Below are 14,370 nucleotides of genomic sequence, written 5' to 3' on the forward strand. Positions count from 1 at the left end.
CGGTGAGGTCGGCGACGCTCGGGAGCACGGAGACGGGTTCCGACGTTGTTCTTCGTGATGACTGAACAACTCCGCTTTCGCGTCCTGGGTGATTCGCTCGCCGTCGGTGTGGGGTGCGCGCGGGCAGAGCAGACCCTGGGTCGGCTGTTGACCGACGTGCTCCGATCGGCGGGGCACGGGGTGGACCTCGGGGTGCACGCCGTGTCCGGCGCGCGTTCCACCGGTCTGGCCGCGCAGGTGCGTGCCGCCGTGTCCACGGGTGCCGATCTGGCGTTGATCGTGATCGGTGCGAACGACCTGACGTCGTTCACGCTGCCCGCGGTGGGTGCGAGGCTGTTGCACGACGCCGTGCTGGACCTGCGCCGTGCGGGCGGCCAGGTGGTGGTGGCCACCGCGCCGGACCTCGGCGTCGTCTCGCACGTGCCGTCCGCCTACCGGGCGTTCGTCTCGCAGGCCAGCGGCCTCTACGCCCGTGCCCAGGCCGACGCGGTGGTCCGCGCGGGCGGTGTGGTGGCGGCCGTCGGGTCCCAACTGTTCGACCGGTTCGCCACCGACCCCGGCCTGTTCTCCGCCGACCGCTTCCACCCCTCGCCCGCGGGCTACGCGCTCATCGCCGACGCACTCGCCCCCTACGTCCTGACGGCGGCGGGCCGCTGGGCAGCCTGAGTCGACGCCGACCGCTCGGTCGTGCCACTCATCTTCGTAGCTTCAGTGTAGACCGAAACAATCTACCCGTGGATATCGGCTGGGCGGCTGTCAGGCTGTCTTGATCGCACTGCCGGCTGGCGATGACGTGGTCCGCGCCGGGCCGGGGGAGTTGGTGTTCGCCCGCCCGCTCAGCGGGCTGACTTCCTGGTAGCGCCGGCACACGGGATGCCGCTCCGGCATCGTGGCGAGGGCTGGTTCCGCGTCGGGGAAAAGGGGCCGCGCGTAGTGCGGCCCCCTCCCCGTCCCCCCGGGATGCCGGGCGGCGGCCCAACCGCCTGACCCGCCCGGCGTGTGTTCGGCCGTCGGGGTGCCGAACGCCCTACAGCGTCACGTACGGAGGTGGTATCCGCATCAGCAAACATCCGTACAACCCTCCGTATCCGCAATGGTGCGGTCATGTCCACCGATCTCCGTATGTCGTCACCCGGAATACGGATGGCGGTTGATGCGCGGGGTGTGGTGTTCACACGAAAGTGGACACTGCAACCAGTAGCGATACCGAGGAGACGATGTGCAGCTGACCGCGGAGTTCGCCCCGGACCGACAGGCCCTCGTCGGCGGTCCGCTGCGCGGATGGCAGCACCACGCGCACGAGGACGCGCTGGCCCGCCTCGGCCCCGTGCACCCGGCCGAACTGCCCAACGGCCTGGAAGTGCTCGTCACCACCATGGGTCTGGAACCGACGCGCGACCTGCTCAACGACGGCCGGCTGGCCAAGGACGCCGCCGGGCTGCGTGCCGCGATGCAGGACCAGCTGGCGCGCAAGGGCAGGCCCACCGACCTGTCCCGGATCATCGGCCCGTCGATGCTCAACACCGACCCGCCGCACCACCGCAAGCTGCGCGCCCTCGTGTCGCAGGCGTTCACACCGCGCCGCATCAACGCCCTGCGCCCGGCGGTGGAGAAGACCGCCGCGGAACTGGTCGCCGCCCTCCCCGAGGACGCCGACCTGATCGCCGGCCTGGCGTTCCCGTTGCCGCTGGCGGTGATCTGCGACCTGCTCGGCGTGCCGGAGGAGGACCGCGACCAGCTGCACGACTGGACCACGGCGATGATGACCGAACGGCCCGAGCTGGTGGTGCCCGCCTCCGACGCCATGTTCGGCTACCTGGCCGGCCTGGTCGAGTACAAGCGGGAACAGCCGGACGACGCCCTGCTCAGCGCCCTCGTCGAAGCACGGATCGACGGCGATCAGCTCAGCCCCGAGGAACTGCTGACGACCGCGATCCTGTTCGTCGTCGCGGGACACGAGACGACCACCGGCCTGATCGGCAACGCCGCCGTCGCCCTGCTCGCCACGCCCGGCGCGTGGGAGGCGCTGAACCAGGACACCGTCGCCGCCGCCGTCGAGGAGGCGGCCCGTTGGGACTCGCCGATCCGCGTCACCCCGCACTACCGCGCCACCGCGGACATCGACCTGCCCGGCGGTGTCATCCCGGCGGACTCGGTGGTGATGATCGGCCTCGGCACGGCGGGCCGTGACCCGCTGGTGCACGGTCCGACCGCGGACCGGTTCGACCCGACGCGCGCGCCCGCGACCGGCAACGCGGCACTGGGACACGCGACGTTCGGGCACGGCGTGCACTACTGCCTGGGCCACCACCTGGCGCGGATCGAGGCGAGGGCGGCGCTGACCGCGTTGCGCGAGCGCGCGCCGTCGGCCCGGCTGGCGGTGGACCCGGCGGAGCTCGATCGCGGCGACAAGGTCGTGACCAGCACCTTCGCCGCGGTCAACGTGCTGCTGGAGCCGTGATCGCGGGCCGACGGGATCCGCTGACAAGATGACCTCTCGTGGACGCCGATGACGACAAGCCGTTACGCGCCGCGGTATCCGCGGCCTTCGGTGAGCCGGACATCGCCTGGGGCCTGACCAAGTCGTCGCTCACGCAACCCGATCTGCGGTCGTTGGTGTTCGCGGAGAGCGCGAGCATCAGCGCGGTGGCGAGCGTGCAGGAGTCGGCGCACGCCGAACTGGAGGCGATGCACCGCAGCCCGCTGCGCCGCCTGTCGATCGGCACCGGACGACTGCTCACCCGGGTGGCGCGCGGCACTGGGCGCGTACTGGACTTGGTGATCTTCTACGGTCCGCTCCTGCTGTTCGCCTACCAGGAGCTCGGGAGCTGGTTCGAGAGTGCTCTGGTGGTGCTCTACGTCGCCGCGTTCCCCCTCTCCGCGCAACTGCGGGCGCGGTTGGGGGGTCCGCGCAGCCGCGGTGTGGTGCTGCTCAACCCGGATTTCTACGACGTGCTGGTCTTCCTGGCCGCGATGGCGGCCAGCGTGGCGCTCGTGCTGCGCCATGTCGTGCCGGATCCGAGGGTGCAGGAGTTCGTGTCGGAGGCGATCGGCGCGTCGCGGGGTTCCACCGCCGTCACGGTGGTCGTCCTCGTCGCCCTGGTCGTGGCGTGGGTGATCTTGGAGACGGTCCCGACCAAGGGCGTGTCCGCGGTCGGCGGGTTTCTCGTCAACGTGGGGGAGCAGGGCGTCGGCCGGGTCCGCCGGCGCTACCGGCTGATCCGGATGTCGGTGCGCAAGGAGTGGGAACAGGTGCTGCTCACCGACGGTGTGCTGCCGTTCCTGCGCAAACGCCTGAACGACGAACTGGGCCCGCGGTTCGAGACCGTGCTGGACGTCGAGGAGTCGCCCGGTCTGCGCATCTCGCACGACCGGGCGGTGCACGTGCAGACGAGGACCGGGCAGGAACTGGCTCGCATCGTGGCCGCGCGGGGACGGGGGAGTCTCGCGCTGTCGGGGCCGCGCGGCAGTGGCAAGACCAACCTGATGCGGGCGTTCTGCGCCGGCCGTTACCGCGAGCCGGGCCGTGCGCCCGACCTCACGCTGATGGTGTCGGCGCCCGTGGTGTACGAGCCGCAGGAGTTCGTCCTGCACCTGTACGCGGCCCTGTGCCGGCGGGTGATCGAGTACGCCCGCGGCCGTGATCCGCGCAAGTCACCGCCCCCGGCGAAGCTGATGCGGCAACGGCGCTGGTTGACGGAGTTCCGCGAGCGGTCCGTCGGGATGTACGGGGCCACCGGGCACCGGCCGACCCGGATCGCCGACCTGGCCGAGACGGCGATGTCCCGGCTGGTGGCGGTGCGGTCGCTGCAGACCTACACCGGCGAGATAGCGGGCAAGGCCGGGCGGTCCGGGGTGGAGCTGAGCGGCCGGAAGTCGATCGCCTTCGCGACGCGGGCGTTGACCTACCCCGAGATCGTGGACGAGTTCTCCGAGTTCCTGCGCGAGGTGGCGGCGACGCTCCGGGCCGCCACGGAAGATGACGACGAGCTGCCCGGCCGGGTGATCGTCGGTATCGACGAGCTGGACCGGCTGGGCACGGGGGAGCGGGCCAGGACGTTCCTCAACGAGATCAAGGCCGTGTTCGGCGCCGGCGGGTGCTTCTTCCTGGTGTCGGTGTCGGAGGACGCGCTGTACGAGTTCGACCTCGGCAGTCCTGGGTTGCGCACGGTGTTCGACAGCGCGTTCGACGAGGTGGTCCGGCTGGAGAACCTCGACCTGAGGACGGCGTGCGAGTTGCTCGGCCACCAGATCGTCGGTCTGCCCGTGCAGTTCGCGGCGCTGGTGCACGTGCTCTCCGGTGGCATCCCGCGCGACCTGGTGCGCTACTCGATCGCGATGCTGGACCTGAGCGGCATGACGTTGGCCGAGGTGGCGCTGCGGCTGGTGGAACTGGACGTCGAGCGGGTGCGCAAGTCCACGGCGCACGCGGTGGGCGCGGGCAACCCGGTGCTGTTCCGGGCGCTGGTCGAGCCGTTGGGCACGCCGTTGGCGAGCGGACCGCTGGACCGGTACGTGGAGCGGCTGCTGGCGGTCGACGCCGACGACGCGCGGCTGCGCGATGTGCTCGCGGTCAACGTGGCGCTGTTGTCCGCCGTGCTGGCCGTGTTCGACGACGGCCTGGACGAGGAGCGCATGGATCGCGCGCCGTTCTTCGACGGTCTGGCCGAGGTCCGACGGGTCAGCGGCCTGAACCCGGTCGCCGCCCTGGACCTGCTCAACGAGTGCCGCCGCTCGTGGGGACTGCCACCGGTCGGGGGAAAGTTGTAGCCGTGTCGCGTCGAATCCGGAGGACAACGGGCCGGTCGGCCGGACACACTGCCGCCATGGCTGATCGTGATCGAACCGCTCCGGCCCCCGATTTCGGCGTCAAGCCCACGCTGAGCGGGGAGCTGGTCCTGCTCCGGCCGGTCACGGCGGCCGACGTGCCCGCGTTGATGCCCATGTTCGGGGACCCGGAGATCACGCGGCTGACCGGCAGCCACGGCGGCGTCGACGAGGTGCGGCTGCGGGCCTGGTACGACACGCGCGGTGATCAGGACGACCGGCTGGACCTGGCCGTGGTGGAGCAGGCGACGGGGGACGTGGTCGGGGAAGCGGTGCTCAACGACTGGGACGCGGGCAACGAGAGCTGCGGCTTCCGCATCTCGTTCGTGCCCGGCACGTTCGGCCGCGGCCTGGGCACGGAGGCGGTGCGGCTGATCGTCGGTTATGGCTTCGAGAAGCTGGGCCTGCACCGCATCGCGCTGGAGGTGTACGCCTTCAACCCGCGCGCCCGCCGCGTCTACGAGAAGGTCGGCTTCGTCGCCGAGGGCGTGCTGCGCGACGCGCTGCTGTGGGAGGGTGAGCGCGTGGACGCCACCGTGATGTCGATCCTCGCTCCGGATTGGTCCCGACACCGCGGCCGTCCGTCCGGGCGGCTCGACTCCAGAACCGCCCGGACGTCGTGACCTAGCCGGCCATGCTCGCCAGCAGCGTGATCAGCTGGTGGCGGTTGGCGATGTCGAGTTTGCGGTAGATCCGGGTCAGGTGGGTGTGCACGGTCGCGGGGGAGATCACCAGCCTGGTGGCGACCTCCGGGTTGGACAGGCCGTCGCCCACCAGCCGGGCCACGTTCCACTCGGCCGGGGTCAGCCCGCCCGGACGGCGGTCGGGCTCGGGTGTGGCGACCTCGTCGAGCACGATGGCCAGCGCGTGGTCCACCGACTCCACCTGGTTCGAGTACGCCCGCGCGTACTCCTCGTCGCCGAGCACCGCCCTGGCCCGCGCCACGGCCTGCGCGGCGACCCACGCGAACGGCACCAAGCCGTCCAACCGCACCCCGGTCACCCGGTGCAGCCTGTTCGCCAACCCGAGCATCCGGGCCGCGGTGTAGCCGTCACCGGCCCGCGATTGTGCCCACCCCAACGCCTCGATCGTCCACAGTGGACCCCACTTGTCGCGGATCGCCCGCTGTATCCGCAGACCCTCCAACAGCACGTCCAGCGCGCGTTCCGGGTCACCCCACCGGGTCTGCACCACGCCACTGCACCAGTGCGCCCAGCTCAACCCCCACTGCGCGCCGAGCCGTTCGCAGGCCGCGAAGAACTCGTCCGCCGCGGGTTCGGCCTGCTCACGTGAACCGAGCAGCACGAGCGACACGGTGAGCAGGATGTGCGCGAGGTGGTGGTCCACCGCGAAGGCCGGTCCGAGCGCCCCGAACTCCTCGTGCGCCTGGCGCAGCAACTCGACACCCTCGACCGCGCCCAACGCCAGCACGGCGTACGCCCCGCGCACGAACGTCACCGCGGGCAGCGGCCCGCCCACCTCACGGGCCAGGGCGTCGGCCTCGTCCACCCGCTTCGCGACCAGCTCCCGTTCCACCCCGAGGCACAACGCGATCCACGCGTCGAGGGCGATCGCGCTGGCCCGCAACGGGTCCGCGGTCTCCGGCACGGCGGCCAGCGCGCGTCCGAGCCAGAGCCGTTCTTCCGGTAATCGGCCGGCGTAGGTGTACCAGCGGGTGCGGGCCAGGTCCACGCTCATCTGGAGCCCGACGTGCGGGGTGGCCGGGTTGCGGATCAGGTCGGCCAGCACCACCCGGTAGTTGGCCATGTCCGCGTCGACCGCCGACAGCAACGCGGCCTCGTTGCGTCCGACGAACGACTCGGCCAGCCGTGCCGCCTCACGCCGGAAGTACTCCTGGTGCCGCATCCGCAGGTCGTCCACCTCACCGGCGGTCCGCAGCTGCGCCGCGCCGTGCTGCCGCAACGGTTCCAGCAGGTGGTAGCGGCTGCGGTCGGCGGTCGGCAGCGCGATCGACTTGTCCAGCAGCCCGGCCAGCGCGTCGGCGACGTCGTCGGCGGCCAGGCCGTCACCCGCGCACACGGCCTCCGCCGAGGGCAGGCTGAACCCGCCCTCGAACACCGACAGCCGCGCCCACAACAGGCGTTCGGCGGGCGTGCAGTGGTCGTGGCTCCAGTCGATCAGGGCGGCCATGGTCTGGTGGTGTTCGACCGCGGTGGTGTCGTTGGCGGTGAGCACGCGGATCACGTCGTCCAGCCGGTCGGCCAGCAGCGACACCGGCATCGACCGCATCCGCACCACGGCCTGCTCGATGGCCAACGGGATGCCCGCGACCCGGCGCAGCACCCGCACCACGTCCGGCCAGTTCTCCGGCGTCACCCGCCAGCCGGGCACGCTCGCCTCGGCCCGGTCGACCAGCAGCGCGACGGACTCGTAGTCCAGGTCCAGCGGCGCGTCCTCGGCGGGCACGTCCAGCGGCGGCACCATGACCAGCACCTCGCCGGGCACCCGCAGCCGGGCCCGGCTGGTGGCCAGGATGCGCACGCCGGGAGCCGCGCCGAGCACCGTGTGCACCAGGTGCGCGACCGGTTCGACCAGGTGCTCGCAGTTGTCCAGCACCAGCAGCAGCTGGCGCGACCGCAGGTAGTCGACCAGTGTCGCCAACGGCGTGGTGGTGGCCTGGTCGGGCACACCCACCGCGCTCGACACGACTTGCGCCAGCAGTTCGGGGTCGCCGCCGCGCGCGGACGCCAGCTCGACCACGCGCACGCCGTCGTCGTAGGCGCGGTGCACCTGCGCGGCCAGTTCCAGCGCCAGCCGTGTCTTGCCCCCACCGCCGACGCCGGTCAGCGTGATCAGCGGCGCCGCGCCGATCCGACGACGCAGCTCGGCGAGCAGTTCCTTGCGGCCGACGAACGAACTCAGCGCCCGCGGCACCCCACCGTGTCCCGATGCCCGCTCGGTCATCCGGACACCGTACGACATCGCCGTATCCGGCCGCCGTGAGATCCACAAAGCGGGTGGCACGGGCGAGTCGTCGTCGGTGTGGGGGAGTGGCCGGCAGGTCGACCGGCTCGCGACGACCACGCCCACGGCGGCGTCGGTCGGCAGGCAGGCGGGTCTTGACGCTCACATTTCGGGCGCCAAGCCCGGCGACGCCAGGCAACGGGCGGCTTGTTCGGCACCGGCGGCCATCGCCGCGGGTACGTCCGCGCCGGCGAGGTGGGCGATGAGGAAGCCGGAGAAGAAGGCGTCACCGGCACCGTTGGTGTCCACGATCTCCTCGACTGGCACGGCGGGGACGCGGTGGACGGCGCCGTCGACCACGCCCATCGCGCCGTCGGCCCCGAGCGTGGCGATCACCCGCTTGTCGAGGGACTTCAGGAACACCAGCAGCGCGTCCCTCTCACTGTGTTCATCGCGGAAGGCGTCGTCGTTGAGGAACACGTGGTCGGCGGCTGCCAGGAAGTCGCGGTGGAAGTCGGCGACGCCGTCGTAGTCGTGCAGGTCGCACCACACCGGCACGCCGGCCTCACGGGCGGCGGCGAGCAGGGGACGGGCGTGGTCGGCGAGGTCGATCACCGCCGCGTCGGCCGCCGCCAACGCGGCCGAAGACCGGTCGTCGTGCCGGGGACGGGGGAGTCGCGGCAGTTCGAGGTAGATCGACAGCCGCCCGCCGTTCGGGTCCATCAGGTTGAGGTGCTGCTCGGTGGCGGTGTCCGCCACCTCGGCGATCACCTCCACGCCCGCCCGTTCGAGCACGTCGAGCACCGCACGCCCGGCGTCGTCGTCACCCACGACGGTCCGCAGCGTGACGTCCGCGCCGAGCGAGGCGAGGTTCAGCGCCTTGCCCGCCGACGTGCCGCCGACCGCCGTGCGGTGGCCGGCGGCGAACACGGTGTGCGGTCGTGGCTCCGGCAGCCGGTCCAGCAACACCAGCCGGTTCCACGACACCGGCCCCGCGACGAACACCTTCGGCTTCCCCATGCCGCCCATTGTGCGGAAGCGATCGACCCACACTCACCTCTATAGCTTCAGTGTTGGCTGAAAAAAGCCCTCACGCAGCAGACGGTCAACAAGCCGCCTGGACGTCGTCCCGCAGGATGACGTCCCATGCTGCGGTTCCATTCACGCGCACATCATGCGCGAACGGCGGCCGACCTCAGAACTCCACGTCGAGCGAGTTCAGCCGGTGCGTGAGCGGCGGGACGGGGGTGCGGTCGAGGACGTCGTAGGCGGGCCGGATGTCGGGGCAGCGGTCGAGCAGGACGCGGAAGCACTCGTCGGCTTCCGTGCGGGCGAGGGCGGCGCCGAGGCAGTAGAACGCGCCCAGGCCGAACGCGGTGTGCCGGTTGGGCCGGCGGGTGATGTCGAAGCGGTCCGGGTCGGTGAACACCTCGGGGTCCCGGTTGCCCGCCATCATCGCCAGGTAGAACCGCTTGCCGGCGGGCAGGTCCAGGCCGGCCAGTTCGACCGGCTCGGTGCTCTCCCGCACGATCAGGCCCGCCGGCCCGTCGCAGCGCAGCATCTCCTCCACGGCGGAGGGCGTCAGCTCCGGGTCGGCCTTGAGCCGGGCCAGCTCGTCGGGGTTCTGGAACAGCAGCACGAGCCCGTTGGCGATGAGTCCGGCGGTCGTCTCGTGGCCCGCGAACAGCAGCAGCACGCAGTTGGCCACGATCTCGTCCTCGTTGACCAGGCCCTCACGCTCGGCGGCGACGAACATGCTGATCAGGTCGTCGCGCGGGTCGGCGCGGTGCTGTCGGACCAGGCCGCGCACGTACTCCTGCATCTCCAGCACACTGCTCTGGGAGCGGCGCAGCCGATCGATGCCGGTGAGCTGGAAGATCGCCAGGATGTCGCGCGACCACGCCTGCAACTGCTCGCGGTCCTCGGTCGGCATGCCCAGCATCTCGGCGATCACGTTGGCGGGCAACGGGTAGGCGAGGTCGGTGACGACGTCCATCCGGCCCTGCTCGGCCACCGCGTCGATCAGTTCGTTGGTCAGCTCGCGCACCCTGGGGCGTAAGCCGTTGACCGTGGCGGGGGTGAAGTAGCGCTTGAGCAGCTGCTGGAACCGCGTGTGGCCGGCCTCGGTGGTGTGGCCCATCCACAGCTCCATGGACTGGCGCAGGGGGAGCAGCTCGTCCTGCTCGGCCTGGCTGAACGTGGCCAGGGCCTGTGCCATGTTGGCGGGGGAGAGGCGGCGGTCCTTGAGCGCCGTGAGGATGTCCGCGTGCCGGGTGAGCAGGTACGCGTCGAGCTGGGGGATCACGCTGACCGGGCTCTCGGCGCGAATCCGGTGCAGGAGCGGCATCGGGTCCGCCAGCGCCTCGGGGGCGAAGATGTCGTAGGACTTGAGCGCAACGACTGATTCGGTCATGGCCGCCAGTCTGTCCTGCGGTGACGGCGGGGCACCACGGTCGCCAACGGAATGGCGTAGTCGAGCGGCCTTCATAGTTTTATCGGCTCGATAGCTTCAGTGTTGACCAAAATCAACCACATCGGAGTGGTACAGCACGAGCAGCACAAAGCAGCCAAGAGGCTCAGGCGGCGGCGATCACGCCGACCTGGCGGGTCGCGCTCAGCCGGCCGCCAGGTGCGCCGACGTAGGTGCCGGAGGTCGGCGCCACGTCGACGTAGTCGCGGCCGGTGGCGACGGTGACGTAGCCGTTGTCGGCGCGCCGGCCGTGGCACGGGTCGAAGGCGACGGCCACGGCCTGGTCGTGCTCGGGGACGACGACTTCGACCCAGGCGTGTGTGCCGCCCTGGCCGAGGAGGTGCCCGGAGACGTAGCGGGCGGGCAGTCGGAGCACGTGGCACAGGGCGAGCATCAGGTGGGCGGTGTCCTGGCAGACGCCGCGTCCGCCGGCGAGTGCCTGGGCAGCGGTGGTGAAGACGGTGGTGGCGCCGTCCTCGTAGGTGATCGCGGCGTGGACTTCGGTGCAGATGCGTTCGGCGAGGTCGAGTCCGCGTGCGCCGTCGGCGGCGAGGTCGTGGGCGAGGGCCCGTACGTGGTCGTCGGCGCCGGTGAGCTGGGTGGGGCGCAGCAGGCGGGGGTCGGCGAGGGCGGAGGCGGGCAGCCGGGGGTGTCCGTGGGCGCGGATGCGTTCGAGGACGGCGGTGATGTGGAACTCGACGCTGCGTTCGACGCGGTCGGCGTGGATGCGGACGACGGTGTTGCCGGCGGCGTCGCGGCCGACGCGGCGTCGGGTGGTGGCGCCGGTGACGTGGACGCGGTGGGTGCGGCGGTGCAGGTCGCCGTGTCGGGCGGGTGGTACGACGACGAGGCGTTGGCGGACGGCTTGGACGGGGGTGTCGTAGTCGTAGCGGAAGTTCTGTTCGATGCGGTAGGTGATGCGCCGTGCGGCGTCGAGGTCGAGTGCGGTGTGGTCGAGCAGGGGTGCGGTGAGTGAGTCGTGGGCCGTCACTGGGTTTCCTCCTGGGGGTGGACCTCGTGGGCGGTCACGACCATGGATTCGAGCACGGGTCCGCCGAATGTAGTCGCCATGGCGACGTCGGAGGCGTCGCGGCCTCGGCCGATGACGATGCGTCCGGTGAGGCGGCGGTTGTTGCGGGGGTCGAAGGTCCACCAGCGTCCGCCGAGCCAGACTTCCATCCAGGCGGCGAAGTCCATGGGGTCGGGGTTGGTGTCGATGTCGGGGAGGTAGCCGAAGACGTAGCGGGCGGGGATGTTGAGGGATCGGCAGAAGGTGATGGCGAGGTGGGTGAAGTCGCGGCAGACGCCGAAGCCGCTGGTGTTGACGTCGTAGGCGGTGGATTGGGCGGTGGTGCTGCCGTAGCGGAATTCGAGGTGTTTGTTGACGTGGTCGCAGATGGCTTGGACGCGGCCGTAGCCGGTGGGGGTGGAGCCGAAGCGGGACCAGGCTTCGTCGCCGAGGACGTCGGGGAGGCAGTAGCGGCTGGGGAGGGTGTAGAGCAGGACGTCGTCGGGGAGTTGGTCGGGTGGTAGTTCGGGTGCGTTCTCGTCGGCGTCTTCGGTGGCGTCGGGGACGTCGACGAGTGCTTGGTAGGTGAAGGTGGATCGGCCGGCGGGGAGGACGAGTCGGAGGCAGCGGTTGCCGTAGAGGTCGGTGTAGTGGCCGGTGGGGGTGTCGGGGGTGGTGGTGTGGTGTTCTTCGAGAATCGTGACGGGTGGTTCGTCGCCGGGTTGGACCTGGAAGATGGTCGGGGTGGGGATTTCGGCGTGGTAGACGAACTCGCAGCCCACTGCGATCCGGCGTGAGTCCATCGGGTCATGATCCCCTCGTTGTGTTACGGGGGAGTGTTACCCGTTCGGTGGCGTGGTCAAGCTTTGGGGTGCGCGAAGCCCCGGACACGTGGGTGTCCGGGGCTTGGCGTGGGGGGTGGTTCAGGCCTGGTCGGTCCACCATTGGCGGCCGGTGTCGCCGAGGGTGGAGATCGGGTCGTAGTAGGGGTAGCGGCGGTGGAGTGCTTCGGGGTCGTCGTGTTCGATGCCGGTGCGGTAGTTCTTGGTCCAGTAGGAGATGCCCAGTTCGCGGTCGTAGTCGTGGAGTTGGTGTACCCAGCGTTTGCCGACGTAGGGGACGTCGCAGACGATGCGGGGGGTGGCGTAGCCGGGGAGGTAGCCCATGATGGCGTGTTGGAGGTCTTGGGCTTCCCAGAGTGCGACGCGCCAGTGTTCGGCGTTGGGGATCATGTCGCACATGTAGAAGTAGTACGGCAGGATGTTCGCTTCGCCTTGGAGGGCGAAGCAGAGGTCGAGCAGGTCGTCGGGGGTGGCGTTGACGCCCCTCATGAGCACGCCTTGGTTGCGCACGTCGCGGATGCCGACTTCGAGGGCGGTGCGGGCGGCTTCGGCGACGAGTGGTGTGACGGATTGCACGTGGTTGACGTGGGTGTGGATGGCGAGGTTGACGCCGCGTCGGGAGGCGGTGCGGGCGACGCGTTCGAGGCCTTCGACGACTTTGGGTTGGATCCAGTGTTGGGGGAGTCCGGCGAGGGCTTTGGTGGCGAGGCGGATGTCGCGGACCGTTTCGATGTCGAGTAGTCGCATCAGGAACGATTCGAGTTGGGGCCAGGGGACGTTGGCGACGTCGCCGCCGGAGACGACGACGTCGCGTACGCCGGGTGTGCGCTTGAGGTAGTCGATGATCCGGTCTTGGCGGTCGACCGGTTTGAGGGTCAGTTTGTGTTTCTGGACCTGGGGGGTGGAGTTGCCGACGAGGTCCATGCGGGTGCAGTGGCCGCAGTACTGGGGGCAGGTGGAGACCAGTTCGGCGAGGACCTTGGTGGGGTAGCGGTGGGTGAGGCCTTCGACGACCCACATTTCGGCTTCGTGCAGGGAGTCGCGGGCGGAGTGGGGGTGGCTGGGCCAGTCCGGGTCGCGGTCGGAGCGCACGGGGAGCATGTAGCGGCGGATGGGGTCGGCGAGGAACGCCGTGGTGAACGCTTCGGGGTCCTGGGGGGCGTCGGGGGCCATGGTGTTGAGCATCTGGGGCGGCACGAGCATGGACATCGTGGCCGTTTGTTCCTGGTCGGCGACGAGGTCTTCGTAGAAGCGGTCGGTGAGCAGGTCGCCGGTGAGGGTGCGGAGTTGTTTGAGGTTCTTGACGCAGTTGACGCGTTGCCATTGGGCGTCGCGCCATTGGGCGTCGGTGACGTCGCGCCAGCCGGGGAAGCGGCGCCAGTCGGGTTCGACCAGTTCTCGGCGCACGTAGGTGTAGGGCTGTGGGTCAGCCCGGTGCAACGTGGGTGCGGCCTCGTGCAGCGCAGTCATCCATGCTCCCTACCGGTCAGGTGGCCTGAAGATATGCTGTCAGATGGCTAGTTCGACGTAAATATTTCGGCGGGGAGCGTTTCGGGCGGCTCGTGCGTTGGGGTGGGTATGCGCGTGTTGGCGGTACTGCTCATCGGCTTGGCTGTCGAGGTCACCGCTCTGGTGGCGGCGTTCGGCGCCTGGGGTCTGCTCCCGACCCTGGGTCTGCTGATCCTGGGCGGGGTGGTGGGCTCGGTTCTGATGCGCCGTGAGGGCGCGCGGACGATGGCGGCGTTCTCGGAGGCGTTGCGGACGCGGCGCGCGCCGCATCAGGAGATCGCGGACGGGGTGCTGATCGCGGCGGCGGGGTTCCTGATCGTCGTGCCGGGGTTCATCAGCGATGTCGTGGGCCTGTTCTTGCTGTTCCCGCCGACGCGGCGGTTGGTCAGCAAGCGGATCGCGCGGCGGGCGGAGGAGCGTGAGCGGGCGATGACGCTGAACCTGCGGTACGGGCAGCACCCGATGGCGGGTGGTGTGGTGGTCGACGGTGACGTGGTGGACGTCCGGCCGGAGACGCCGACGAACCGCCCCGAACTCACCTGACCTCCGAGTCCCGCCACACGATCGGGTGATCATGGTCCGGCAACCTCAGGAAACGCTGTTATTTTATTCTTGAAACGTCGGTCAAAACCAAGAGGAGCCCCCGAGACCACAAGCCCCCTGCCCGCCCCACCCTGACCCGAGCCGGCCCGAGTCGGCTGAGCAGATCCGGCCCTCGACCGGCCCGACTGAGCCGGCCCTCGACCGGCCCGGCCCGCCCAGACGGCCCGACCGAGCCGAAGCCGCGT

The 14,370-nt window shown here is 70.4% G+C and carries 11 protein-coding genes; 5 read left to right on the top strand and 6 right to left on the bottom strand.

The genetic code is table 11. From position 1 onward, the window contains the following. Positions 1-57: 57 nt before the first annotated feature. The 4 genes from ALI22I_RS23580 (at position 58) to ALI22I_RS23595 (ending at position 5,450) form a co-directional block, all read left to right on the top strand. Complete coding sequence (locus ALI22I_RS23580) at positions 58-666, top strand: SGNH/GDSL hydrolase family protein (RefSeq protein ID WP_238598528.1); 609 nt, start codon at positions 58-60, stop codon at positions 664-666. A 553-nt stretch (positions 667-1,219) separates the two neighbouring features. After that, positions 1,220-2,461 (top strand): cytochrome P450, encoded by a 1,242-nt coding sequence (locus tag ALI22I_RS23585; RefSeq protein WP_083751962.1) that lies wholly within the window; start codon positions 1,220-1,222, stop codon positions 2,459-2,461. A gap of 38 nt (positions 2,462-2,499) precedes the next feature. Next, the gene (locus ALI22I_RS23590) at positions 2,500-4,770 is read left to right on the top strand and encodes a hypothetical protein (protein WP_077007728.1); all 2,271 of its coding nucleotides are present in this window, start codon (positions 2,500-2,502) and stop codon (positions 4,768-4,770) included. A 56-nt stretch (positions 4,771-4,826) separates the two neighbouring features. Then, entirely contained in the window at positions 4,827-5,450 is a 624-nt protein-coding gene (locus ALI22I_RS23595) for a GNAT family N-acetyltransferase (RefSeq protein ID WP_077007729.1), read from the top strand. Position 5,451: 1 nt separating this feature from the next. Here the strand turns inward: ALI22I_RS23595 and ALI22I_RS23600 are convergent, their stop codons facing one another. The 6 genes from ALI22I_RS23600 to ALI22I_RS23625 all read right to left on the bottom strand — a co-directional run bounded on the left by ALI22I_RS23600 (position 5,452) and on the right by ALI22I_RS23625 (position 13,543). Further along, a complete protein-coding gene (locus ALI22I_RS23600; RefSeq protein ID WP_179118330.1) occupies positions 5,452-7,752 on the bottom strand; it encodes a helix-turn-helix transcriptional regulator in 2,301 nt (766 codons plus the stop codon). A 162-nt stretch (positions 7,753-7,914) separates the two neighbouring features. After that, entirely contained in the window at positions 7,915-8,772 is an 858-nt protein-coding gene (locus tag ALI22I_RS23605) for a carbohydrate kinase family protein (RefSeq protein WP_077007955.1), read from the bottom strand. 175 nt (positions 8,773-8,947) lie between these two features. Beyond that, positions 8,948-10,165 carry a cytochrome P450 gene (locus ALI22I_RS23610; protein WP_077007731.1) on the bottom strand — a complete coding sequence of 406 codons (1,218 nt, stop codon included), beginning with the start codon at positions 10,163-10,165 and terminating at the stop codon, positions 8,948-8,950. A 163-nt stretch (positions 10,166-10,328) separates the two neighbouring features. After that, complete coding sequence (locus ALI22I_RS23615; protein ID WP_077007732.1) at positions 10,329-11,213, bottom strand: transglutaminase family protein; 885 nt, start codon at positions 11,211-11,213, stop codon at positions 10,329-10,331. After that, positions 11,210-12,034 carry a transglutaminase-like domain-containing protein gene (locus tag ALI22I_RS23620; RefSeq protein WP_077007733.1) on the bottom strand — a complete coding sequence of 275 codons (825 nt, stop codon included), beginning with the start codon at positions 12,032-12,034 and terminating at the stop codon, positions 11,210-11,212. Before ALI22I_RS23620 ends, ALI22I_RS23615 begins: the two co-directional genes overlap by 4 nt. A gap of 120 nt (positions 12,035-12,154) precedes the next feature. After that, entirely contained in the window at positions 12,155-13,543 is a 1,389-nt protein-coding gene (locus ALI22I_RS23625; protein WP_077007734.1) for a KamA family radical SAM protein, read from the bottom strand. 108 nt (positions 13,544-13,651) lie between these two features. Here ALI22I_RS23625 and ALI22I_RS23630 point away from each other — a divergent pair, with 108 nt between their 5' ends. Continuing rightward, positions 13,652-14,125, top strand: a complete 474-nt coding sequence (locus ALI22I_RS23630) for an FxsA family protein (protein ID WP_077007735.1) — start codon at positions 13,652-13,654, stop codon at positions 14,123-14,125. Positions 14,126-14,370 lie beyond the last annotated feature (245 nt).

Source organism: Saccharothrix sp. ALI-22-I, from assembly GCF_001984175.1.
Lineage (GTDB): Bacteria > Actinomycetota > Actinomycetes > Mycobacteriales > Pseudonocardiaceae > Actinosynnema.

Coding starts and splice junctions, on each gene's coding strand:
- ALI22I_RS23580 (WP_238598528.1), top strand. CDS start 58: ATGACTGAACAACTCCGCTTTCGCGTCCTGGGTGATTCGCTCGCCGTC.
- ALI22I_RS23595 (WP_077007729.1), top strand. CDS start 4,827: ATGGCTGATCGTGATCGAACCGCTCCGGCCCCCGATTTCGGCGTCAAG.
- ALI22I_RS23600 (WP_179118330.1), bottom strand. CDS start 7,752: ATGACCGAGCGGGCATCGGGACACGGTGGGGTGCCGCGGGCGCTGAGT.
- ALI22I_RS23605 (WP_077007955.1), bottom strand. CDS start 8,772: ATGGGGAAGCCGAAGGTGTTCGTCGCGGGGCCGGTGTCGTGGAACCGG.
- ALI22I_RS23610 (WP_077007731.1), bottom strand. CDS start 10,165: ATGACCGAATCAGTCGTTGCGCTCAAGTCCTACGACATCTTCGCCCCC.
- ALI22I_RS23620 (WP_077007733.1), bottom strand. CDS start 12,034: ATGGACTCACGCCGGATCGCAGTGGGCTGCGAGTTCGTCTACCACGCC.
- ALI22I_RS23625 (WP_077007734.1), bottom strand. CDS start 13,543: ATGACTGCGCTGCACGAGGCCGCACCCACGTTGCACCGGGCTGACCCA.
- ALI22I_RS23630 (WP_077007735.1), top strand. CDS start 13,652: ATGCGCGTGTTGGCGGTACTGCTCATCGGCTTGGCTGTCGAGGTCACC.